The sequence below is a fragment of the Pseudomonas sp. KH_017 genome, from assembly GCF_057840285.1.
This window is the reverse complement of record NZ_CM174509.1, coordinates 102,069-125,526: the sequence shown is the minus strand read 5'-3', so window position 1 is coordinate 125,526 and position 23,458 is coordinate 102,069. Positions and strand designations below refer to the sequence as shown.

The following is a 23,458-nucleotide window of genomic DNA, read 5'->3' as shown; positions in this document are numbered from 1 at the left end:
GGCGTGCAGTTGACCTATGCTGCTGACAGCACGACGCTGGCTCAAATCCGAGGGGTGCTCAATGTTTTACGTGCAACGCGATGCGCAGGGCCTGTTGGTACGCGTGGAACCCGCCGCCTACGCCGATGCCACGGAAACGCTGGCGGCCGACAATCATGAAATCCAGGCCTGGTTTGCCAACGCGGCGGTGGAGAACAGCCTCAAACAGCTCAAGCAAAGTGACCTGGAAATGATCCGGGTACTCGATGACTTGATTCAGGTGCTGACTCAGAAAGGCGTGATACGCGTCACCGACCTGCCGATGGCGGCCCAGGCCAAACTGATGGACCGGACCCAGGCGCGTGAGGCGTTGGGTGGGTTGAGCCAGTTGATCGATGAGGATGAAAGCGGGTTGATCTGATCCTTGATCTTCAGTGACTGTTTCAACCTCATCGCGGACAACCCCGCGATGACGGCATCACTGACAACCCAGCTCTAAAGAGTTACTTCCAGGGCTTGGGCTCGCCGAACAACTGACCTTGCACACCGTATAGCCCCATCTCGCGAATCACCGACAACTCGCCTTCCGTCTCGACCCGCTCGGCAATCAGCGGCAAATCGATGCTGTGCGCCGCTCGCTGGATCGCCTCGATGAACAGGCGTTTATCACTCTCCAGGTCAATGGCCCGAATATAGCTGCCATCGATCTTCAGGTACGCCAGCCCCAGCCGTGCCAGGTTGCCGATCATGCTGAAGCGGCCACCAAAACGTTGCAGGCTCAGGGAGAACCCGAGCTCGCGCAGGCGCCGGGTCAGTTGCTCCAGCACCGCCTGGTCAGGCAGTTGCTCTTCGCCAATCTCCAGGGTCAGACGCGGGCCGAGGTTGGAATGCGCGCGCAGTATCTCGAAGATTTTGTTTTGCGCCTGCGGGTCGGCCAGAGTAGCCGACGACAGATTCAGTGCCAGCGACGCCTCATGCCCGCTCATTTGCTCCAACACCCGTTCGAGCATCAGCCGATCCAGACGCGCGGTCCAGTCGAAGCGCTCCAGCCAAGGCAGAAAACGCCCGGCGGGGATGGTCTGACCGTGCTCGTCGAGCAGTCGCGACAGCACTTTGTAATGCAGTACCAGTTGCGTGTCCTGGGCGGCGACTACCGGTTGGAAATACAGCTCGAAACGCCGCTGTGTCAGCGCCTGGTCGAGCATCCGATGCCAGGCGTGGTGATCGTCACCGACACTGGCCGCAAGGCTGTGTTCGATACAGGCCCAGTTCTGCTCGCCCTGGCCTTCGGCCTGAGCCAGCGCCTGATCGCCCAGGCTGAGCACGGTTTGCGGTGAATCGCCGTGAGCAAAAGGCGCCAGGCCGATAGATGCCACGGCAGCCACATCGGTGGCGCCGGTAGCGTGAAGACTGGCCAAGGCACTGTCGAGGTTCTGCGCCAATTGCAGTGCTTCTGCCCGCACCAGCCCCGGTGCCAGTACGGCAAATTCGCCACCGCGGATACGGGTGACCAGGTTCTGGGTTTCCGGGTATTTGGCGCATTCACGAGACAGTTGCTCACCGACGGCTTTGAGCACTTCATCGGTACGCTGGCCGCCGAGACGCTGATTGAGACCGGCCAGATCCTTGACCCGCAACAGCAGCAGGTAACCGGAGCTGGCCTGCTCCGGGTTGCTCACCCGCGCATTCAGTTGCATCTCGAAATAACGCCGGTTGGCCAACCCGGTCAACGAGTCCTGATAGGACTCGACTCGTAGTTTTTCACTGCGTTCGGCCTGCTCCTGGAACAGCGCCTTGAGCTTCTCGACCATCTGGTTCATGGCCTGCACTACCCGACGAAGTTCGGGGGTGCGCGGCAGTTCCGGCAGGCTGAGAAATTCCCGGCGGGCGATGGCGTGGGATTGCTTGACCATGTAATCCAGCGGTCGCAATTGCTGACGCAGTAACAGTGCGCCGAGTACTGCACTGACCGCGCCACAAAGCAGCAACCAGCCCAGGCTGCCCAAAGCGCTTTGCCACAACTTGGCCAGCGCGAACATCGGGTGGCTGACCACCTCGACCCGGGCTGCCTGCTCCCAGCCGCGGCTGACGATCGCATCACCACCGGCGGGTTCCAGGCCGATCAGTTTGACGAACCAGTCCGGAACGTTGTTGACCGCCGGAATGCCTGTGCGCTCGACCAGGGTCTGGTCGGTCTTCAGATCGACCACGCGGATGCTCGCGTAGTAACCGCTGTCGAAAATCGAGCTGACCAGCAACTCGACCATCGCCGGGTCGTCGATGTTCGGTGTCAGGGAAAGCGCCAGCGCCGTCGCGGCGTCCTGGGCATGGGAGCGCAACTGGTTGACGTACTGAGTGCGCGAGCTCTCCAGACTGACCATGAAACTACCGGTGAAGGCGACCACCAGGAACAGACAGATAGCAATCAACAGCTGTTTGAACAAAGACATCTGAGCGTGTGCTCCTAGTTATTCGTCTGGACCGGGAATCCTTCGGCCTGCATTTTCTTCAACACATCCTGCCAACGCGAAAGGCGTTTGGTATCACCGACCTTTTTGTTGCCCTTGGCACCCGGCAACCACAACCCTTCTGCATTGAAAGAGTAGACCGGCAGCAAATCCGTTCGTTGGCTGGCCGGCTTGATTGCATCAATCAGGCTGTCGAGCACCAGGGGCTCGACTTCCGGACTCGAGTAGTAGGTCAGCACCATATGCGCGCGGTTCTGGGTCAGTGCCTTGACATAGGTGATACGCAGCTTTTCACTGGCTACACCGAGGTGACGCAGGCTGAAGTACTTGGCAATAGCGTAGTCTTCACAGTCGCCAGCGCCTTTCCAGAGGGCTTCGATCGGGGTTTCCCAGTAGTCGACTTCATGCCACAGGTCGATGTCTTCGACGTATCGCAGCTGTTTGTTGAAGAAGCGATTGACCACATTGAGTTGTTCCAATTCGCCGAGCTGCTTCTGACTGGCCAGCAAGTATTGCCAATCATTAATGCGCTGCTGACCTTCTCCCAAAGGTCCATACAATGCCTGCGCCCGTCGGCTGATCAGGGAAAAATCCCAATCGGCGCTCAAGCTGCCCAGCATCACGCCAGCCAGCAGCAATGCGCTGCACAGCCAGCGTAAAATCCGGGGAATCGTTAAACTTGCCGCCAATGCGAGGCATCCTGGATAGGCAGGAGGGAGTCGTTTGAATGGTGAAGGTTAGACCGGGAAAAGACAATGGCACAGTGAGATCACTGGCGGCGCGCTAAACTGCAAGAAAGGCACTCGTGAGCCTGTTTGACAAGCCGTCAGTCAGTCACTAGGGTCACTTGGATCCAAAAAATTCCATCAATCAGGGTGCGTTTAGTGACACAAAAGCCCAACCCTCTCAGCAGTATCAAGGTCAACGGGCCGATTCCCGCTCATATGGCACGCTCGGTGATCGAAGAAACCCTGCGCGCGGCCATACTCGACGGGCGCATTCCTTGCGGTGCGGCCCTGCGCCAGCAAGACCTCGCCGACCTGTTCGGCGTCAGCCGCATGCCCGTACGCGAGGCCTTGCGCCAGCTCGAAGCACAATCGTTACTCAACGTGATTGCCCATAAGGGCGCCGTGGTCGCGCCGCTGGTCCAGGGCGACGCCGTGGAAACCTATGCGCTGCGCATCCTGCTGGAATCCGAAGCCCTGCGTCTCTCGGTGCCACTGCTCCGGGACGAAGATCTCGAACAGGCTGCCCGTTACATCGACGAACTCGAAACGCAAAGCGACTACACCGAAATCGGCCGGCTCAATCGCCTGTTCCACATGGCGCTTTACAGCCGGGCGCCCAATCGCCGGCTGTTGGATCTGGTCGAAGACGGTCTGATCGAAGAAGAGCGGTTCCTGCGTTTCAACCTGGAAGCCATGGGCCTGGGCAAACTGTCCCAGGACGACCACCGGGCACTGTTGCGGGCCGCCGAAGAGCGGGACGTCGAACGCTCCGTGAAGCTGCTTGAACATCACCTGAACCGAGGGGTCGAGGTCATTACGCGCTACCTCAACAGCCCTGAAGTCCAGGCCAGGAACAGGTCGAAGTAGCCCGCGGCGGCAAGCCCGGGGAACCTATCGAAGGGTTCACCTCGCTTGCCGCGCTTCCCCCCCCCCAAAAAATGCTCCGCGAATAATTTGATTACAAATCCCCCCGCCCCATGCCACACCACCTTTGCGGCGCCATGCCGCGCCCCAACGCCCCGCCGCCTTAAAACCCGACCATTGCAACGTTTGCGTGATGCCTCAGTAATGGCGGCCACCTCGATTTACGCCCACTCTGGATAACCAGGACAAATAACGGGTGACGCTCCGTGCAAATGGAGCGGTCCCTGCCCCCAGAAGCGAAGGAAGGAGCCTCATCACGGGAACGGAAGGATCGGCATTACGCGCGACCCGCTTCCACCCCCTCAGACACCCTCAACGACGCCCGTAAAAAGTTACTTCGAGTGAGGCATTCACTCTTTATTCAATTCTGACTTATATAAGCCGGAAGGAGTAACTACGCCAAAATAAAACCAATATAAAAAGTTTTATTGAAACTTGTCATCTTCAAAAAAGTTGAATATTAAAATAATACCGAAACAACTTGATCAACACTTTATATGTGTATTAGCTTTTCTTCGCCGTCAGCCACATACGGCCACAACGCCTAAGCCACCTGGCATCCACGGTACTGAAAAAGATCAATTAGTTTGAGGCACCCGTTCGCCAGGAGAAAACTTTCAGCGAACTTCAGTGCTTGATCAGTTCTCACCTCAGATCATTTACAGGCTCATCCATGAAACCAACTAAAGAACGTCTGATTCAAAAAAAATCCGAACTTAGCGAACACCCGATCTTCTCTGAAATACATTCGCTGCCGATCCTGCGACGCTTCATGGAAACCCACGTGTTTGCCGTATGGGACTTCATGTCGCTGACCAAGCGCCTGCAACAGGAACTGACCTGCGTGCGACTGCCCTGGCTGCCGCCGCAGGATCCCCAGGCCGCGCGGTTGATCAACGAGATCGTACTGGGTGAGGAGTCGGATGATCGCCCGGTCCAGGGCCATTACAGCCACTTCGAGTTGTACCTGGATGCAATGCGCGAGGTCGGCGCCTGCACCGTTGCCATCGAACACTTCGTGGCCCTGCAGCAAGAAGGCGTGAGCTACGACGTGGCCTTGCAGAGCGTCAAGGTCGATCCGGCGGCCGCCAATTTCGTCCGCCATACGTTGCACACAGCACTCCATGCGCCGGGGCACAGTGTGGCGGCGGCGTTTCTGCACGGTCGCGAGAGCGTTATCCCGCAGATGTTCCAGCGCATCCTCGACGATTGGGGCATCGGCATCGAGCAGGCGCCGACTTTCCGGTACTACCTCGAACGGCACATTGAGGTCGATTCCGAGGACCACGGCCCGGCAGCGCAAAGGCTCCTGTCGCGACTGGTCGATAGCGACCCGCAACGGCAGGAAGATGTGTATGCCAGCGCTATCGCTGCCGTGGAAAGTCGTATTGCCCTGTGGGACGGGTTGCGCCTGAGCATGAACGAATCCGTCGTGGAGGTGAGCGCATGAACGCCGCCGACTACCAATCCTTCGCCGACGCCTGGGAGAGCCGCGCGACCATCCGCACCCGCCCGCGCCGCATGCTGGAGAACGACGGCAAGCTGATCTACCCCTTGAGCCGCCAACCGCTGGTGCTGAGCGAAACCTTTCTGCACGCATGCCCGGAACAGCGCGACTTCGCCCTGGTGCAGACGCTCTACAAGTTCATCAACGATGTGGTGATCTTCGAAACCGAGATCGTCGACAAAACCGCCCGCAGCATCGCCAAGAATCGCTTCGCGGTCGAGTTCCCGTTCGCCTGCCGCTACGACGCCATGACTGTCGTGGTGGACGAGGATTACCACGCGCTGGTGGCGATGGATTTCATGCAACAGACCATCGCCATGACCGGCATCACCCCCATTGAGTTGCCGGATGAGATCGAGCTGAGCCGGGCGATACCGGCGGCCGTGACGCTCGCACCGGAGCACCTGCGTAGCGCCGTAGAACTGATCTGCGTGGCCATCGCCGAAAACACGGTGACCGGTGATGTCGCCGCGTTCGCCAAGGACGATACGGTCAAGCAATCGATCAAGGGCCTGATGGCCGATCACTTGCTGGACGAGGGGCGCCATTCCGGTTTTTGGGCGCGGCTGGTACGCATCTACTGGCATGCCGCAAGTGCAGAAGATCGCCAGTGCATCGCGCAGATCCTGCCGGTGTTCATTGCTCATTACCTGACCAACGACATCCAGAAATCCTTCGACTTCCGCTTGATCGATGCACTGCAGATCAACGACGCGGCGCGCCACGCCCTCAAGAACGAAATGTCGGGACTGGCCTTCCCGATCAATCGCCATCACCCGCTGGTGGCCAACATTGTGCGGTTTTTCCACAGCAGCTCGCTGCTCGATTCGCCGTGCGTACAAACCGCCCTCAGCGACTACCTGGTTTGACGAGGAGCCCATCATGAGACGTCTCGACATCTTGCTCAGCGGACAAAGCCAGGCCCTGACCGACCTGGCATTGGAACTCGAACAACACGGTCACTCATTGACGCGGATATCCCCACTCGACGAAATGCCGGGGCCTGCGGATCTACTGATCGACGATGGCACGTCGCTTCAGTTCAGCTGTCAGGCGCCACGACTGACATTGCAGTTGGGCCTTGGCCTGCCGCAGGCGTCCGGCCTGCCATCGCTGGACGTGTTGTGCTGCCATGGTTCAACGCTGCTGAGCCGTGTACCCATTGCCGATGAACCGTCGGGTAACGGCCAGGCGTTGCGTATGCAGACCATGACGGCACTGGTTGACCACGTGGCGCTGCTGGTCAGTCGCTACTCGCGCGATGCCGACTATTTGCGGCTCGCCGAACCCGCCGTACCTGTTCGCTTCGAGCGCATCGAGAGCCTGCGATTCCTGGACAGCCTCGCGTTCGTGCATCGACTCAATGCCACCGCTGACCCACGACTGCAACAACTCGCGCTAACGCCGATGATCGAAAGGCTGGAACAGCAATGCATCCAGAGCGCCGATCATCCGGCCTTGAGCATCGCTGGCAACACCCTCGACTATCGCCAGTTGCACGCCCACAGCCGCGCCATCGAGCAACGTCTGCGACCGCTGCTGGATCAGCATCAAGGCCCGGTCGTCATCGGGATCTGCCTGCCCAAATGCAGTGCGCTGTATGCTGGAATCCTGGCGATCCTGGGCAGCGGCGCGGTGTGCTTGCCGCTGGAGCCGAGCCATCCGTTGCAACGTCAGCAGTACATCCTGTCGAATGCCGGCGCGGTGTTGTTTCTGCATGACGGCGAGCATCCCCTGGCGAACGAGATGCCAGGGCTGGACGTCAGCAATATCGATGCCCATGAAGCAGACCTCTCTCAACCTTTGATGCGCCAACGCCCCGACCTCGATGCGCCCTGCATGGCCCTCTACACCTCGGGCACCACCGGCCATCCGAAGGGCGTGTTGCTCAGCCAGGCCAACCTCGCGCACTTCACCCACTGGTACGCCGACTATGTGCAGCTGACCAGCCAGAGCCGGGTGTTGCAGTTTTCTTCGTTGGGTTTCGACTCGTCGGTGATCGACATCTTCCCCACCCTGTTGCAGGGCGCGGAACTGATCGTGCCCGGCGATGACCAACGCCGCGATCCGCTGCAACTGGTGGAACTGATTCGTCATCGGCAACTGAGCCACGCCTTTTTGCCGCCGGCCTTGTTGAGCATTCTGCCGCTGGAGCAATTGCAGTGCCTGGATCATGTAATGACCGGCGGCGATGTCTGCGAGCCGTGGGTCATCGAGCAACTGAGCCGTCAGGGCAAGCTCTACAACCTCTACGGGCCCACCGAAGCCACGGTGCTGATTACCGCGCGCAAACTCCAGGCAGGCGACAACAACCGCTCGCTGGGCGCTCCAATCGCCAACAGCCAGGTGTTGATTCTCGATGACGACTTTCAACCGGTGGTCGAACAGACGGTCGGCGAGTTGTACATCGCCGGCCCCGGTGTGTGCCTGGGTTACCTGAACAACCCGCAGCAAACCGCTGAGCGCTATCTGCACTTGAACTTGCCCGATGGCTGGACCCTGCGCGTCTATCGCACCGGGGACATGGCGAAGTGGACGGCTGAAGGGATAGAGCTGTGCGGTCGGCGTGATAATCAGGTGAAGATTCGCGGCTTCCGGGTCGAGCCTGAAGAGATTGAGCGCTGCCTGCGCGACAGTCAGTTATACCGCCAGGTTGCCGTGGTCATCGATAGCCAGCGGCGGATTCTGGCTTTTCTTGCCCAACCCCGGGAAGACCTTCCCGGCAGCGCTCGCCAAGCGTTGAAGGCTCACGCGACACAGCACCTGCCGGACTACATGCACCCCCTTGCATGGACCGAGCTGGCAGATATGCCCTACGCCAGTAATGGCAAGGTCGACCGCAAAGCGCTTCTGGAGCTGCCGCTCAACGTCACCGAGCACCCTCCACGACGCCTGCCCGCCAGCGCCGATGAGGCCCTGCTGCTGGAGATCTGGGCCGAGTTGCTGGAGCTGCCGGCGAGCGACATATCCACCGACGAAAGCTTCTTCAATCTGGGCGGGCACTCGATCCTGCTGTCGCGCATGCTCCTGCGAATGCGCGAGGAGTTTGGGCGCAGCATTTCGATCAACCGTTTCATCGAGCTGCCCACCCTAGAGAAACTGGCGACACTGGTACGCGGCTCCGGCAGCGAAGAAGTGCTGAGCGAACAGGCCATGCGCGATGCCTTCCGCGAACTGGATGTTCAGCCGCTGCCCGTCAGCCGCATGGGCGATGTGCACAAGGTAATCGTCACCGGTGCCAACAGCTTTGTCGGTGTACACATCGTCGAGGCGTTGCTGGCCTGGGGTGCCAGCGAAGTCGCCTGCCTGGTCCGCGACGGCAATGGGCAATCGGCGGACGAGCGCTTTGCCCAGGCGTTGCAGGAGAACCGTCTCGCGCATCTGGATATAAGCCGGGTGCGGGTTTACGCAGCAGACATCACGCGGCCGGAACTCGGTTTGGCGGCGGAGGTTTACCAGCGACTGGATCAGGAGTTTGGCGCTCTGGTGCACAACGCGGCCAACGTCAATCACGTCCTCGATTACGAGTCGCTCGCCCGGGACAACGTCGAGCCGATTTTCGAGTGCTTGCGCTTGTGCGAAGGACGCAGCAAAAAAATCTTCAACTTCGTCTCGACACTCTCGGCCTCCAGCACGATATCCGCCGATGGCCGAGTGCTTGAGTTGCCGGCCGCACCGACGCCACCAATCTACATCAAGAACGGCTACAACCTGTCCAAATGGGTCGGCGAGCGCATCCTCGAACGGGCGCGGGAGCTTGGGGTGCGGGTCAATCTCTACCGCCCCGGCAACATCAGCTTCAACAGCCTCACGGGCGTGTGCCAGCCGCACAAGAATCGCCTGATGCTCATGCTCAAGGGCTCGATCCAGCTTGGCCAGGTGCCGGAGTTCGCCTTGAACTTCGACTTGATGCCGGTGGACTTCCTCGCCCGATTCATCGCCTTCCACGCCAGTCGTTATCAACCGGAACAATCCGTATTCAACCTGCACAACCCTGAACCCCTGAGCTGGGACAACTACGTGGCGTCTTTCCGCGAAGCAGGGCGCGAATTCGCGATGGTCAGCGTTGCCGACTGGCAGCAGCAACTGGGTCGGGTCGACAACAACAACGCGTTGTTCGGCGTGCTGGGGTTCTACCTCAATGGCTTCGAGGAGGACATCGGCGATATCTCGATGATCGGTCACGACAACGCCCAGGCCGGTGTTCGGCTAATGGGCGCGCACTACCCGCAAAAGTCCCCGGCGCTGCTGCGTCGCGGCTGCGACTACCTCAAAGAAATCAATTTCATCTGACTCAACCCAATGGAGCAAGACCATGAGCACTCTGCAACCCGATACCCTGGTCAAAAACCCTCAAGGCTGCCACGTGGTGTCCTCGGTGGACGTGCCCGCCGATGCTGCGCAGGTATGGGCTGTAGTCGGCAACTTTGCCGGCTTCGATCGCTTCATCCCGGCGCTGTCGCATATCGAAATGACTGGTGATGGCGTTTCATCGCTGCGCAAAAAGTTTTTCAAGGACGGCAACCTGGTGGTCGAACAACTCAACTCCCGGGACGACCAGGCACAGCACATGACCTGGACCACTATCTACAACACCTTGGGTGTGGCCAATCTGTGGGCAGCGATGCGCGTTGAACCACTGGGTGCGGGCAAGTCCCGAGCCACCTGGACCATCATCGCCGAGCCGGCGCAGGGAGGTGCCGAAGCGCTACCGGGCTTCAAGGCTTTCGTACAGGGTTTTGCCGATGATGCGATGAACAATGTGCTGACGCTGTTTGCATAAGACGTGAAAAAGCCCGTTGTGGAGAGGTTCCACAACGGGCTTTTCAGTACCCCTGAAACGACAAAACCCCTGTCTGCGTTAGCAGACAGGGGTTTCGGAATTCAATCTTGACGATGACCTACTCTCACATGGGGAAACCCCACACTACCATCGGCGATGCATCGTTTCACTGCTGAGTTCGGGATGGGATCAGGTGGTTCCAACGCTCTATGGTCGTCAAGAAATTCTGTGACTAGCCCGTTAGAACTTTAACGTGCCAGTGAAAACTGGTGACTTCTACTAAAACAAAACCCCTACCTGCATACGCAGATAGGGGTTTCGGAATTTAATCTTGACGATGACCTACTCTCACATGGGGAAACCCCACACTACCATCGGCGATGCATCGTTTCACTGCTGAGTTCGGGATGGGATCAGGTGGTTCCAACGCTCTATGGTCGTCAAGAAATTCGGGTACTGAGTCGTGACCAGATGGCCGCGCTTCAGCAAATTGGGTATGTAATAGCTTGGTGTTTTGTGAGTATCTCGAACTTTCGGTTCTTTCGTCTTCACACACCGCAATCTGATGCTTCTTTCGAAGTAAGCAAATTGCTTGGGTGTTATATGGTCAAGCCTCACGGGCAATTAGTATTGGTTAGCTCAACGCCTCACAGCGCTTACACACCCAACCTATCAACGTCGTAGTCTTCGACGGCCCTTCAGGGGACTCAAGGTCCCAGTGAGATCTCATCTTGAGGCAAGTTTCCCGCTTAGATGCTTTCAGCGGTTATCTTTTCCGAACATAGCTACCCGGCAATGCCACTGGCGTGACAACCGGAACACCAGAGGTTCGTCCACTCCGGTCCTCTCGTACTAGGAGCAGCCCCTCTCAAATCTCAAACGTCCACGGCAGATAGGGACCGAACTGTCTCACGACGTTCTAAACCCAGCTCGCGTACCACTTTAAATGGCGAACAGCCATACCCTTGGGACCGGCTTCAGCCCCAGGATGTGATGAGCCGACATCGAGGTGCCAAACACCGCCGTCGATATGAACTCTTGGGCGGTATCAGCCTGTTATCCCCGGAGTACCTTTTATCCGTTGAGCGATGGCCCTTCCATACAGAACCACCGGATCACTAAGACCTACTTTCGTACCTGCTCGACGTGTCTGTCTCGCAGTCAAGCGCGCTTTTGCCTTTATACTCTACGACCGATTTCCGACCGGTCTGAGCGCACCTTCGTACTCCTCCGTTACTCTTTAGGAGGAGACCGCCCCAGTCAAACTACCCACCATACACTGTCCTCGATCCGGATAACGGACCTGAGTTAGAACCTCAAAGTTGCCAGGGTGGTATTTCAAGGTTGGCTCCACGCGAACTGGCGTCCACGCTTCAAAGCCTCCCACCTATCCTACACAAGCAAATTCAAAGTCCAGTGCAAAGCTATAGTAAAGGTTCACGGGGTCTTTCCGTCTAGCCGCGGATACACTGCATCTTCACAGCGATTTCAATTTCACTGAGTCTCGGGTGGAGACAGCGCCGCCATCGTTACGCCATTCGTGCAGGTCGGAACTTACCCGACAAGGAATTTCGCTACCTTAGGACCGTTATAGTTACGGCCGCCGTTTACCGGGGCTTCGATCAAGAGCTTCGCGTTAGCTAACCCCATCAATTAACCTTCCGGCACCGGGCAGGCGTCACACCCTATACGTCCACTTTCGTGTTTGCAGAGTGCTGTGTTTTTAATAAACAGTCGCAGCGGCCTGGTATCTTCGACCGGCGTGGGCTTACGGAGCAAGTCCTTCACCCTCACCGGCGCACCTTCTCCCGAAGTTACGGTGCCATTTTGCCTAGTTCCTTCACCCGAGTTCTCTCAAGCGCCTTGGTATTCTCTACCCAACCACCTGTGTCGGTTTGGGGTACGGTTCCTGGTTACCTGAAGCTTAGAAGCTTTTCTTGGAAGCATGGCATCAACCACTTCGTGTTCTAAAAGAACACTCGTCATCAGCTCTCGGCCTTAGAATCCCGGATTTACCTAAGATTCCAGCCTACCACCTTAAACTTGGACAACCAACGCCAAGCTGGCCTAGCCTTCTCCGTCCCTCCATCGCAATAACCAGAAGTACAGGAATATTAACCTGTTTTCCATCGACTACGCTTTTCAGCCTCGCCTTAGGGACCGACTAACCCTGCGTCGATTAACGTTGCGCAGGAAACCTTGGTCTTTCGGCGTGGGTGTTTTTCACACCCATTGTCGTTACTCATGTCAGCATTCGCACTTCTGATACCTCCAGCAAGCTTCTCAACTCACCTTCACAGGCTTACAGAACGCTCCTCTACCGCATCACCCGAAGGTGATACCCGTAGCTTCGGTGTATGGTTTGAGCCCCGTTACATCTTCCGCGCAGGCCGACTCGACTAGTGAGCTATTACGCTTTCTTTAAAGGGTGGCTGCTTCTAAGCCAACCTCCTAGCTGTCTAAGCCTTCCCACATCGTTTCCCACTTAACCATAACTTTGGGACCTTAGCTGACGGTCTGGGTTGTTTCCCTTTTCACGACGGACGTTAGCACCCGCCGTGTGTCTCCCATGCTCGGCACTTGTAGGTATTCGGAGTTTGCATCGGTTTGGTAAGTCGGGATGACCCCCTAGCCGAAACAGTGCTCTACCCCCTACAGTGATACATGAGGCGCTACCTAAATAGCTTTCGAGGAGAACCAGCTATCTCCGAGCTTGATTAGCCTTTCACTCCGATCCACAGGTCATCCGCTAACTTTTCAACGGTAGTCGGTTCGGTCCTCCAGTTAGTGTTACCCAACCTTCAACCTGCCCATGGATAGATCGCCCGGTTTCGGGTCTATTCCCAGCGACTAGACGCCCTATTAAGACTCGCTTTCGCTACGCCTCCCCTATTCGGTTAAGCTCGCCACTGAAAATAAGTCGCTGACCCATTATACAAAAGGTACGCAGTCACCCAACAAAGTGGGCTCCCACTGCTTGTACGCATACGGTTTCAGGATCTATTTCACTCCCCTCTCCGGGGTTCTTTTCGCCTTTCCCTCACGGTACTAGTTCACTATCGGTCAGTCAGTAGTATTTAGCCTTGGAGGATGGTCCCCCCATATTCAGACAAAGTTTCTCGTGCTCCGTCCTACTCGATTTCATGACCAAGAGATTTTCGCGTACAGGGCTATCACCCACTATGGCCGCACTTTCCAGAGCGTTCCGCTAATCTCAAAGCCACTTAAGGGCTAGTCCCCGTTCGCTCGCCACTACTAAGGGAATCTCGGTTGATTTCTTTTCCTCAGGGTACTTAGATGTTTCAGTTCCCCTGGTTCGCCTCTTGCACCTATGTATTCAGTACAAGATAACCATCTTATGATGGCTGGGTTCCCCCATTCAGACATCTCCGGATCAAAGTCTGTTTGCCGACTCCCCGAAGCTTTTCGCAGGCTACCACGTCTTTCATCGCCTCTGACTGCCAAGGCATCCACCGTATGCGCTTCTTCACTTGACCATATAACCCCAAGCAATCTGGTTATACTGTGAAGACGACATTCGCCGAAAATTCGCGATTAAACTCACAAATTTTACCTTAGCCTGATCCGTTACCAGTGAAAGTAACGTTCAGTCTATCTTTCTATCACATACCCAAATTTTTAAAGAACGAACTAGTCAAAGACTAGAAATCAACATTCACCATCGCACCGATGGAATGCTCATTTCTAAGCTTTATACAATCAGAAGCAGTAGTGGTGGAGCCAAACGGGATCGAACCGTTGACCTCCTGCGTGCAAGGCAGGCGCTCTCCCAGCTGAGCTATGGCCCCGTATTTCTACAGGCGTTTCCCACACAAAATTGGTGGGTCTGGGCAGATTCGAACTGCCGACCTCACCCTTATCAGGGGTGCGCTCTAACCAACTGAGCTACAGACCCAATTTCGGGCTGCTTCTATATCGTCTTCTTCAATGAATCAAGCAATTCGTGTGGGAACTTATGGAGCAGCTGAGTCGTCGATTAAGGAGGTGATCCAGCCGCAGGTTCCCCTACGGCTACCTTGTTACGACTTCACCCCAGTCATGAATCACACCGTGGTAACCGTCCTCCCGAAGGTTAGACTAGCTACTTCTGGTGCAACCCACTCCCATGGTGTGACGGGCGGTGTGTACAAGGCCCGGGAACGTATTCACCGCGACATTCTGATTCGCGATTACTAGCGATTCCGACTTCACGCAGTCGAGTTGCAGACTGCGATCCGGACTACGATCGGTTTTGTGGGATTAGCTCCACCTCGCGGCTTGGCAACCCTCTGTACCGACCATTGTAGCACGTGTGTAGCCCAGGCCGTAAGGGCCATGATGACTTGACGTCATCCCCACCTTCCTCCGGTTTGTCACCGGCAGTCTCCTTAGAGTGCCCACCATTACGTGCTGGTAACTAAGGACAAGGGTTGCGCTCGTTACGGGACTTAACCCAACATCTCACGACACGAGCTGACGACAGCCATGCAGCACCTGTCTCAATGTTCCCGAAGGCACCAATCCATCTCTGGAAAGTTCATTGGATGTCAAGGCCTGGTAAGGTTCTTCGCGTTGCTTCGAATTAAACCACATGCTCCACCGCTTGTGCGGGCCCCCGTCAATTCATTTGAGTTTTAACCTTGCGGCCGTACTCCCCAGGCGGTCAACTTAATGCGTTAGCTGCGCCACTAAGAGCTCAAGGCTCCCAACGGCTAGTTGACATCGTTTACGGCGTGGACTACCAGGGTATCTAATCCTGTTTGCTCCCCACGCTTTCGCACCTCAGTGTCAGTATCAGTCCAGGTGGTCGCCTTCGCCACTGGTGTTCCTTCCTATATCTACGCATTTCACCGCTACACAGGAAATTCCACCACCCTCTACCATACTCTAGCTTGTCAGTTTTGAATGCAGTTCCCAGGTTGAGCCCGGGGCTTTCACATCCAACTTAACAAACCACCTACGCGCGCTTTACGCCCAGTAATTCCGATTAACGCTTGCACCCTCTGTATTACCGCGGCTGCTGGCACAGAGTTAGCCGGTGCTTATTCTGTCGGTAACGTCAAAACACTAACGTATTAGGTTAATGCCCTTCCTCCCAACTTAAAGTGCTTTACAATCCGAAGACCTTCTTCACACACGCGGCATGGCTGGATCAGGCTTTCGCCCATTGTCCAATATTCCCCACTGCTGCCTCCCGTAGGAGTCTGGACCGTGTCTCAGTTCCAGTGTGACTGATCATCCTCTCAGACCAGTTACGGATCGTCGCCTTGGTGAGCCATTACCTCACCAACTAGCTAATCCGACCTAGGCTCATCTGATAGCGCAAGGCCCGAAGGTCCCCTGCTTTCTCCCGTAGGACGTATGCGGTATTAGCGTTCCTTTCGAAACGTTGTCCCCCACTACCAGGCAGATTCCTAGGCATTACTCACCCGTCCGCCGCTGAATTCAGGAGCAAGCTCCTGTCATCCGCTCGACTTGCATGTGTTAGGCCTGCCGCCAGCGTTCAATCTGAGCCATGATCAAACTCTTCAGTTCAAACATCTTTGGGTTTTGAGAAAACCCTAAACTTGGCTCAGCAATCGTTGGTTACATCTTTGATTTCTCGCGGAGTAACTTGTGATGCTGATAATCTGTTGACTAGCAGTCTGACTCCACAAGCACCCACACGAATTGCTTGATTCAGTTGTTAAAGAGCGGTTGGTTAAGATCTTTCGTCTCAACCGAGGCGCGCATTCTACAGCAGCCTCATTTGCTGTCAAGTGATTATTTTCAGAAGCTTTCAAAGTTTCGCTTGGAAATCTTTAACAACTTCAACCACTTGCGCTTCAGATCTCTCATCAGCGGGAGGCGAATTCTACAGCGTTACACGCTGCTGTCAACACCTCTTTTTCAACTCCCTTTCGGCTTCGATGAACTGAAGCAACCTGCTGCCGAAAACTGCGTAACTCTTTGTTTACCAAGGAGTTTTCCGTTTCGACTGCGCCGGAAGTGGGGCGAATTATAGACACCTGGAATCTGCCGTCAAGCACTGATTTAGGTTTTCTATCAATAAGCTGCAGAAAGCAGCAAAACGCCCCAAAGGGAGCCTATATAGAGGAGCCGAAACACCCCTCTATATAGAAGAGTCCTATCAGAGAACGCCTGAAGCCTTGAATGCGGACACCGCCCCGGCATCCAGGCCCAACACCCGCTGCAAAACTTCCAGCGTGTGCTCACCTAGCAGAGGAGGTGCAAAACGGTACTCCACCGGCGTTTCCGACAGTCGAATCGGGCTCGCCACCTGAGGCACCATCCCGGCCAGCGCATGCGGCAGCTCGATAGCCAACCCACGCGCCTTCACCTGAGGATCGGCAAACATCTGCGCCACGTCATTGATAGGCCCGCACGGAACGCCAGCCCGTTCCAGCTGCGCCACCCATTCAGCGGTCGTCTTGAACACCGTTGCCTGGCGGATCAGCGGAATCAGTACCGCCCTGTTTGCCACCCGCAGCTTGTTGGTCGCAAAACGCGGATCGTCCGCCCACTGCGGCTGCCCGGCCACTTCCGCGAACTTGCGGAACTGCCCATCGTTGCCGACGGTAAGGATGAAATCGCCATCCGCCGTAGGAAAATCCTGATAGGGCACGATGTTCGGATGAGCATTACCCAAGCGTTTAGGCGCATTGCCTGTCGTCAGGTAGTTCATAGCCTGGTTGGCCAGACAAGCCACCTGCACGTCCAGCAGCGCCATATCGATATGCTGACCACCGCCATCGTGATCCCGATGCGCAAGCGCAGCCAGGATCGCGACAGTCGAATACAGCCCGGTCAGGATGTCCGTCAGCGCCACGCCCACCTTCACAGGCCCCGCGCCTTCTTCGCCTTCAGGTCGCCCCGTCAGGCTCATGAGGCCGCCCAGCCCCTGGATCATGAAGTCATAACCCGCACGCTTGGCATAAGGACCGGTCTGGCCGAACCCGGTGATCGAGCAATAGATCAGATCCGGATTGATCGCCTTCAGCGATTCATAGTCCAGGCCATAAGCCGCCAGACCGCCGACCTTGAAGTTCTCGATCAGGATGTCCGACTTGGCCGCCAGTTCACGCACCAGCTTCTGCCCTTCAGGGCGCGTGAAGTCGATGGTGACTGACTGCTTGTTGCGATTGGCCGACAAGTAATAGGCGGCCTCACTCGTGTTCTCGCCATAAGCGTCTTTAAGGAACGGAGGCCCCCAGGCGCGCGTGTCATCGCCGTTACCCGGACGCTCGACCTTGATCACTTCAGCGCCAAGGTCGGCCAGGATCTGCCCGGCCCAAGGCCCGGCCAGCACCCGCGATAAATCCAGTACCCGTAGATGCGATAGCGCGCCCATGGACGTTCTCCTTAATAGAACGCCTGGAGGCCGGTTTGCGCACGACCGAGGATCAGCGCATGGACGTCATGAGTACCTTCATAGGTGTTCACCACTTCCAGGTTGACCAGGTGACGCGCGACACCGAATTCATCGGAGATGCCGTTGCCGCCCAACATATCGCGAGCCATGCGCGCGATGTCCAGGGACTTGCCGCAAGAGTTGCGCTTCATCATCGAGGTAATTTCGACTGCAGCGGTCCCTTCGTCCTTCATACGACCCAGACGCAGGCAGCCTTGCAGCGCCATGGTGATTTCAGTCTGCATGTCGGCCAGCTTCTTCTGGATCAACTGGGTGGCGGCCAGCGGGCGCCCGAACTGTTGACGATCCAGGGTGTACTGGCGAGCGGTGTGCCAGCAGAACTCGGCTGCACCCAGCGCACCCCAGGAGATGCCGTAACGTGCCGAGTTGAGGCAAGTGAAAGGACCTTTCAGGCCACGGACATCCGGGAAGATGTTCTCTTCCGGCACGAACACGTTGTCCATCACGATTTCACCGGTGATCGATGCCCGCAGGCCCACCTTGCCGTGAATCGCCGGAGCGCTCAGGCCTTTCCAGCCTTTCTCCAGCACGAAGCCGCGAATGTCACCGGCATCGTCCTTGGCCCAGACCACGAACACATCGGCGATCGGGCTGTTGGTGATCCACATCTTGCTGCCGGTGAGGCTGTAGCCGCCTTCGACTTTGCGCGCACGACTGATCATCGCGCCCGGGTCGGAGCCGTGGTTAGGCTCGGTCAGGCCGAAGCAGCCGATCCACTCGCCCGATGCCAGTTTCGGCAGGTACTTCTGCTTCTGCGCTTCGGTACCGAATTCATTGATTGGCACCATCACCAGCGAGGACTGCACGCTCATCATCGAGCGATAGCCGGAGTCGATACGCTCGACTTCACGGGCGATCAGGCCGTAGCTGACATAGTTCAGGCCGCTGCCACCGTACTGCTCGGGGATGGTTGCGCCCAACAGGCCGATCTCGCCCATTTCGCGGAAGATCGCCGGATCGGTCTTCTCATGGCGGAAAGCTTCAAGAATGCGCGGCGCAAGGCTCTGCTGAGCGAACTGCGCAGCCGTGTCGCGAATCATGCGTTCTTCTTCAGTGAGCTGTTGATCCAGCAGCAGGGGATCGATCCAGTTGAAGCTAGCTTTACCGCCCATGAGTGTGTCCTCTCGAATCGGGTCAAATAACGTGGACTGATCCTAGGCCCGGATCGGCGCTACGGCAAACGAGGATTTTGCATACTGTTGTGCTAATTTCTCACTCCGAAACGTCGCAAAAGAGCATTTATGCGATGTATTAGTGAGGTTGACGTACATGCGCAGAAAAATACCCAGCACCACCGCCCTGATCAGCTTCGAGGCCGCGGCGCGCCACGAGAGCTTCACCAAGGCAGCCCAGGAACTTTCGCTGACCCAAGGGGCGATTTGCCGACAGATCGCCAGCCTTGAAGAGTTCCTCAGCGTGGAACTGTTCCGACGCTCGCGGCGCGGGGTCAAGCTGACGGAAGCCGGACTCTCCTACAGCCGACGAGTGGCCACTCAACTCGACGCGGTTGAGCGCGACACCTTGTCCGTGATGGGCCAGCAGGGCACCAACGTGATCGAGTTGGCCGTAGTTCCGACCTTCGGCACCCAATGGCTGCTGCCGCGACTCAAGGACTTCCAGCAAAAACACCCGGAGGTGACGGTCAACCTGACCAACCGCACGCGGCCGTTCCTGTTCGCCGACACTGATTTTGATGCCGCCATCTACTTCGGTGACGCCGATTGGTCGGGTACAGAATCCCACAGGCTGATGGGTGAAAATCCGATGCCCGTTTGCAGCCCCAACCTGCTCGGAAACAAAACCAGTCTGACGCCCGGCGAAATCGCCGACTTACCTCTTCTGCAACAAACCACCCGCCCCTATGCCTGGCGCCAATGGTTCGACTCCCAACACCTGAATGTCCCGCGAGACATGACAGGCCCCCGCTACGAGCTATTCTCCATGCTCGCCCAAGCGGCCATGCACGACATGGGCATTGCCCTGATTCCACCGTTCCTGATTCAAAGGGAGTTGAAAGAGAAACGCCTGGTGATCGCCAACCCGCAAGCACTGTCCAGCATCAAGGCTTACTACCTGATGATTCCTGAGCGAAAGGTCGAATCCGCGTCTTTAAGGGCATTTCGTGACTGGCTGGTAAATCAGGCGCACAGCTACAGCCTAGAAGGGTAAAGGCTCTTCATGATTACTTGACCCCGTAGTCAGTAAAATAAAAGCCCTACAGATATACGTATTTGTCGCATACCAGCAAACTGTATCGAAAAGTCGTACAAACGTCCCACAAGCGCCTGACAACGCGGCTTTGCGCCACTATTTCGAGGCGATGCCGCATCATTCATACGGCCGATGTGTAAATTCTTCAATTTCGGCCAGAATCCTTGAAAAGCACGGTCTGCAAGGGGTTGAGCCGGTTGGTTGCGACATTCGGTCACGGGGTGACTTGTAGTTAATTTTCCGTCACCCGTCATAATCCCTTGAAGGGCACAAAGTTCGCCTGCAAAATGCCGCGCCCCGCCCTGATTTGGCGGGATCGTGCTGATCGGCCGCCCCAGCCGCACCATCCGCAGTGCATGGGTTTACTCAATAAGATCACGCAGGAGATTTGACGTGCACATTGGTGTTCCTCTCGAAACCCAGACCGGTGAAACACGGGTTGCTGCAACCCCGGAAACCATCAAGAAGCTGATCGGCCAGGGCCATAAGGTCACTGTACAAAGCGGCGCCGGCATTAATGCCAGCGTTGTCGACAGTGCCTATGAAGCGGCAGGCGCAAGCATTGGCAGCGCCAACGATGCGTTTGGTGCAGAGCTGATTCTCAAAGTCGTCGCCCCCAGCGACAGTGAGCTCGCACTGATCAAGAGCGGCACCATAGTGGTGGGCATGCTCAATCCGTTCAGCAATGAAACCATCGCTAAAATGGCCGAGTGCGGCATTACCGCCTTTGCCCTGGAAGCCGCGCCTCGTACCTCCCGCGCTCAGAGCCTGGACGTATTGTCGTCGCAAGCCAACATCGCCGGTTACAAGGCCGTGTTGCTGGCCGCGCACTACTATCCGCGCTTCATGCCGATGCTGATGACCGCTGCAGGCACCGTGAAAGCGGCCCGCGTGCTGATCCTCGGTGCCGGTGTGGCCGGTTTGCAGGCCATCGCTACGGCGAAACGCCTGGGGGCGGTGATCGAAGCGTCTGACGTGCGTCCTGCGGTAAAAGAGCAGATCGAATCCCTCGGCGCCAAGTTCGTCGACGTGCCTTACGAGACCGACGAAGAGCGTGAATGCGCCGTCGGTGTCGGCGGTTACGCCCGCCCGATGCCGGCCAGCTGGATGCAGCGCCAGGCCGCCGCCGTGCACGAACGCGCCAAGCAGGCTGACATCGTGATCACCACCGCGCTGATTCCCGGCCGCAAGGCACCAACCCTGCTCAGCGCGCAAACCGTGGCCCAGATGAAACCGGGCTCGGTGGTCATCGACCTCGCGGCCGCCCAGGGCGGCAATTGCCCGCTGACCGTGGCCGATCAGGTGGTCGTCGAAAATGGCGTGACCATCGTTGGCCCGACCAACCTGGCCAGCGCCGTGGCGGCTGACGCTTCGGCGCTGTACGCCCGCAACCTGCTGGACTTCATGAAACTGTTGTTCGATAAAGACGGACAACTGGTGATCAACCTTGAAGACGATATCGTCGCCGCGTGCCTGATGTGCCGCGACGGCCAGATCGTGCGCAAGAACGGCTGAGGATAAAAACAATGGAAGACATGCTGATCTCTGACGGTATCTACAACCTGATCATCTTCGTGCTGGCTATCTATGTCGGGTACCACGTGGTCTGGAACGTGACACCTGCTCTGCACACGCCACTAATGGCCGTCACCAACGCCATCTCGGCCATTGTGATCGTCGGTGCCATGCTCGCCGCCGCCCTCACCGTGACCCCGCTGGGCAAGACCATGGGCACCCTGGCCGTGGCCCTGGCCGCGGTCAACGTGTTTGGTGGCTTCCTGGTCACCCGGCGCATGCTGGAAATGTTCAAGAAAAAAGCGGCTCCGGCAAAAGCTCCGGCAGCCAAAGCCGCAGCAGCCAAGGCTGAGGTGCAGCAAGCATGAGCATGAACCTGGTTACTTCCCTGTATTTGATCGCCTCGGTCTGCTTCATTCAGGCGCTCAAGGGCCTCTCACACCCCACCACGTCGCGTCGTGGCAACCTGTTCGGCATGCTTGGCATGGGCCTGGCGATCCTCACCACGGTGGGCCTGATCTACAAGTTGGGTTCCGAGTTGGCCCATGACGGCATCGTCTACGTGATCGTCGGCCTGCTGATCGGCGGCACTGCCGGTTCGATCATGGCCAAACGCGTTGAAATGACCAAGATGCCCGAACTGGTCGCCTTCATGCACAGCATGATCGGCCTGGCGGCGGTGTTCATCGCCGTGGCGGCCGTGGTCGAGCCGCAGTCGCTGGGCATCGTCAAGCAACTCGGTGACGCCATCCCGGCCGGTAACCGCCTGGAACTGTTCCTCGGTGCCGCCATCGGTGCAATCACCTTCTCCGGTTCGGTGATCGCGTTCGGCAAGCTGTCGGGCAAGTACAAGTTCCGTCTGTTCCAGGGTGCACCGGTACAGTTCAGTGGCCAGCACAAGCTGAACCTGCTGCTGGGCCTGGCCACACTGGGCCTGGGCGTGACCTTCATGCTCACCGGCGACTACACCGCCTTCGCCGTGATGCTGGCCCTGGCCTTCGTGCTCGGCGTGCTGATCATCATCCCGATCGGCGGCGCGGACATGCCAGTGGTCGTGTCGATGCTCAACAGCTACTCCGGCTGGGCAGCGGCGGGTATCGGCTTCTCGCTGAACAACTCGATGCTGATCATCGCCGGTTCGCTGGTGGGCTCAAGCGGTGCGATCCTCTCGTACATCATGTGCAAGGCGATGAACCGCTCCTTCTTTAACGTACTGCTCGGCGGTTTCGGCAATACGGCGGATGCGGCCGGCCCGGCGGGTTCGAAAGAAGCCCGTCCGGTGAAATCCGGTTCGGCTGACGACGCGACCTTCCTGCTGACCAACGCCGACACCGTGATCATCGTGCCGGGCTACGGCCTGGCGGTCGCGCGGGCACAGCATGCGCTGAAGGAGCTGACCGAGAAGCTGACCCACCGCGGCGTGACCGTGAAGTATGCGATCCACCCGGTTGCCGGTCGTATGCCCGGCCACATGAACGTGTTGCTGGCCGAGGCCGAAGTGCCTTACGACCAGGTGTTCGAGATGGACGACATCAACTCCGAGTTCGGTCAGGCCGACGTGGTGCTGGTGCTGGGCGCCAACGACGTGGTCAACCCGGCGGCGAAGAACGATCCGAAATCGCCGATTGCCGGCATGCCGATCCTCGAGGCGTTCAAGGCCAAGACCATCATCGTCAACAAGCGCTCGATGGCCAGCGGCTACGCCGGCCTGGACAACGAACTGTTCTACCTGGACAAGACCATGATGGTGTTCGGCGACGCTAAAAAGGTCATCGAAGACATGGTCAAAGCCGTCGACTAACCCTCTGCGGCACACGGAACGCCCCGACTCGTCGGGGCGTTTTTGTTTGCGCAAATCGTCGAACAAACTATCCTTTTGTTACCGATCCGGTAACGGTGTTTTGCTTGAAA

General features: G+C 57.5%; 14 protein-coding genes, 2 tRNA genes and 4 rRNA genes. 10 read left to right on the top strand and 10 right to left on the bottom strand.

Annotated features, from left to right (window positions below):
- Positions 1 to 61 precede the first annotated feature (61 nt).
- Positions 62 to 400, top strand: a complete 339-nt coding sequence (locus AC3IT6_RS00615; RefSeq protein ID WP_223444286.1) for a tryptophan synthase subunit beta — start codon at positions 62 to 64, stop codon at positions 398 to 400.
- 82 nt (positions 401 to 482) lie between these two features.
- On the opposite strand, the gene lapD is transcribed toward AC3IT6_RS00615, so the two are convergent.
- Together lapD and lapG are read right to left on the bottom strand one after the other, a co-directional pair.
- Entirely contained in the window at positions 483 to 2,429 is a 1,947-nt protein-coding gene (gene lapD / locus AC3IT6_RS00610; protein ID WP_489353953.1) for a cyclic di-GMP receptor LapD, read from the bottom strand.
- Positions 2,430 to 2,443: 14 nt separating this feature from the next.
- Positions 2,444 to 3,136 (bottom strand): cysteine protease LapG, encoded by a 693-nt coding sequence (gene lapG, locus AC3IT6_RS00605; protein WP_223444288.1) that lies wholly within the window; start codon positions 3,134 to 3,136, stop codon positions 2,444 to 2,446.
- A gap of 195 nt (positions 3,137 to 3,331) precedes the next feature.
- Between lapG and AC3IT6_RS00600 the strand changes: the two genes are divergently transcribed.
- The 5 genes from AC3IT6_RS00600 to AC3IT6_RS00580 all read left to right on the top strand — a co-directional run bounded on the left by AC3IT6_RS00600 (position 3,332) and on the right by AC3IT6_RS00580 (position 10,389).
- Positions 3,332 to 4,042, top strand: a complete 711-nt coding sequence (locus tag AC3IT6_RS00600; RefSeq protein ID WP_223444289.1) for a GntR family transcriptional regulator — start codon at positions 3,332 to 3,334, stop codon at positions 4,040 to 4,042.
- Between the two features lie 730 nt (positions 4,043 to 4,772).
- Positions 4,773 to 5,549, top strand: coding sequence for a DUF3050 domain-containing protein (locus AC3IT6_RS00595; protein WP_489353952.1), 777 nt, complete (start codon positions 4,773 to 4,775; stop codon positions 5,547 to 5,549).
- Complete coding sequence (locus AC3IT6_RS00590; RefSeq protein WP_489353951.1) at positions 5,546 to 6,475, top strand: diiron oxygenase; 930 nt, start codon at positions 5,546 to 5,548, stop codon at positions 6,473 to 6,475. Before AC3IT6_RS00595 ends, AC3IT6_RS00590 begins: the two co-directional genes overlap by 4 nt.
- Before the next feature lie 13 nt (positions 6,476 to 6,488).
- Positions 6,489 to 9,899, top strand: a complete 3,411-nt coding sequence (locus AC3IT6_RS00585) for an amino acid adenylation domain-containing protein (RefSeq protein ID WP_489353950.1) — start codon at positions 6,489 to 6,491, stop codon at positions 9,897 to 9,899.
- A gap of 22 nt (positions 9,900 to 9,921) precedes the next feature.
- Complete coding sequence (locus tag AC3IT6_RS00580) at positions 9,922 to 10,389, top strand: SRPBCC family protein (protein ID WP_223444296.1); 468 nt, start codon at positions 9,922 to 9,924, stop codon at positions 10,387 to 10,389.
- A 105-nt stretch (positions 10,390 to 10,494) separates the two neighbouring features.
- On the opposite strand, the gene rrf (AC3IT6_RS00575) is transcribed toward AC3IT6_RS00580, so the two are convergent.
- From rrf (AC3IT6_RS00575) to AC3IT6_RS00540, 8 genes are all read right to left on the bottom strand, one after another.
- Positions 10,495 to 10,610: ribosomal RNA gene (gene rrf / locus AC3IT6_RS00575) — 5S ribosomal RNA — on the bottom strand.
- Positions 10,611 to 10,718: 108 nt separating this feature from the next.
- Positions 10,719 to 10,834: ribosomal RNA gene (gene rrf, locus AC3IT6_RS00570) — 5S ribosomal RNA — on the bottom strand.
- 158 nt (positions 10,835 to 10,992) lie between these two features.
- Positions 10,993 to 13,886: ribosomal RNA gene (locus tag AC3IT6_RS00565) — 23S ribosomal RNA — on the bottom strand.
- 236 nt (positions 13,887 to 14,122) lie between these two features.
- Positions 14,123 to 14,198 (bottom strand) — tRNA-Ala (locus AC3IT6_RS00560).
- A gap of 30 nt (positions 14,199 to 14,228) precedes the next feature.
- Positions 14,229 to 14,305, bottom strand: a tRNA-Ile gene (locus AC3IT6_RS00555).
- 82 nt (positions 14,306 to 14,387) lie between these two features.
- A 16S ribosomal RNA gene (locus tag AC3IT6_RS00550) occupies positions 14,388 to 15,924 on the bottom strand.
- The 16S, 23S and 5S rRNA genes sit together here with 2 tRNA genes alongside, the layout of an rRNA operon.
- Positions 15,925 to 16,519: 595 nt before the next feature.
- The gene (locus AC3IT6_RS00545) at positions 16,520 to 17,740 is read right to left on the bottom strand and encodes a CaiB/BaiF CoA transferase family protein (protein ID WP_150674316.1); all 1,221 of its coding nucleotides are present in this window, start codon (positions 17,738 to 17,740) and stop codon (positions 16,520 to 16,522) included.
- Between the two features lie 11 nt (positions 17,741 to 17,751).
- Positions 17,752 to 18,933 (bottom strand): acyl-CoA dehydrogenase, encoded by a 1,182-nt coding sequence (locus AC3IT6_RS00540; protein ID WP_046043971.1) that lies wholly within the window; start codon positions 18,931 to 18,933, stop codon positions 17,752 to 17,754.
- Positions 18,934 to 19,090: 157 nt separating this feature from the next.
- On the opposite strand from AC3IT6_RS00540, the gene AC3IT6_RS00535 reads away from it, so the two are divergent.
- From AC3IT6_RS00535 to AC3IT6_RS00520, 4 genes are all read left to right on the top strand, one after another.
- Positions 19,091 to 19,990: a LysR family transcriptional regulator gene (locus AC3IT6_RS00535; protein WP_150753713.1), complete on the top strand. Its 900-nt coding sequence runs from the start codon at positions 19,091 to 19,093 to the stop codon at positions 19,988 to 19,990.
- A gap of 435 nt (positions 19,991 to 20,425) precedes the next feature.
- Positions 20,426 to 21,547, top strand: a complete 1,122-nt coding sequence (locus AC3IT6_RS00530; protein WP_489353949.1) for a Re/Si-specific NAD(P)(+) transhydrogenase subunit alpha — start codon at positions 20,426 to 20,428, stop codon at positions 21,545 to 21,547.
- Positions 21,548 to 21,558: 11 nt separating this feature from the next.
- Positions 21,559 to 21,915, top strand: a complete 357-nt coding sequence (locus tag AC3IT6_RS00525; protein WP_223441317.1) for an NAD(P) transhydrogenase subunit alpha part 2 — start codon at positions 21,559 to 21,561, stop codon at positions 21,913 to 21,915.
- Positions 21,912 to 23,348: an NAD(P)(+) transhydrogenase (Re/Si-specific) subunit beta gene (locus tag AC3IT6_RS00520; protein WP_458370535.1), complete on the top strand. Its 1,437-nt coding sequence runs from the start codon at positions 21,912 to 21,914 to the stop codon at positions 23,346 to 23,348. Before AC3IT6_RS00525 ends, AC3IT6_RS00520 begins: the two co-directional genes overlap by 4 nt.
- Positions 23,349 to 23,458 lie beyond the last annotated feature (110 nt).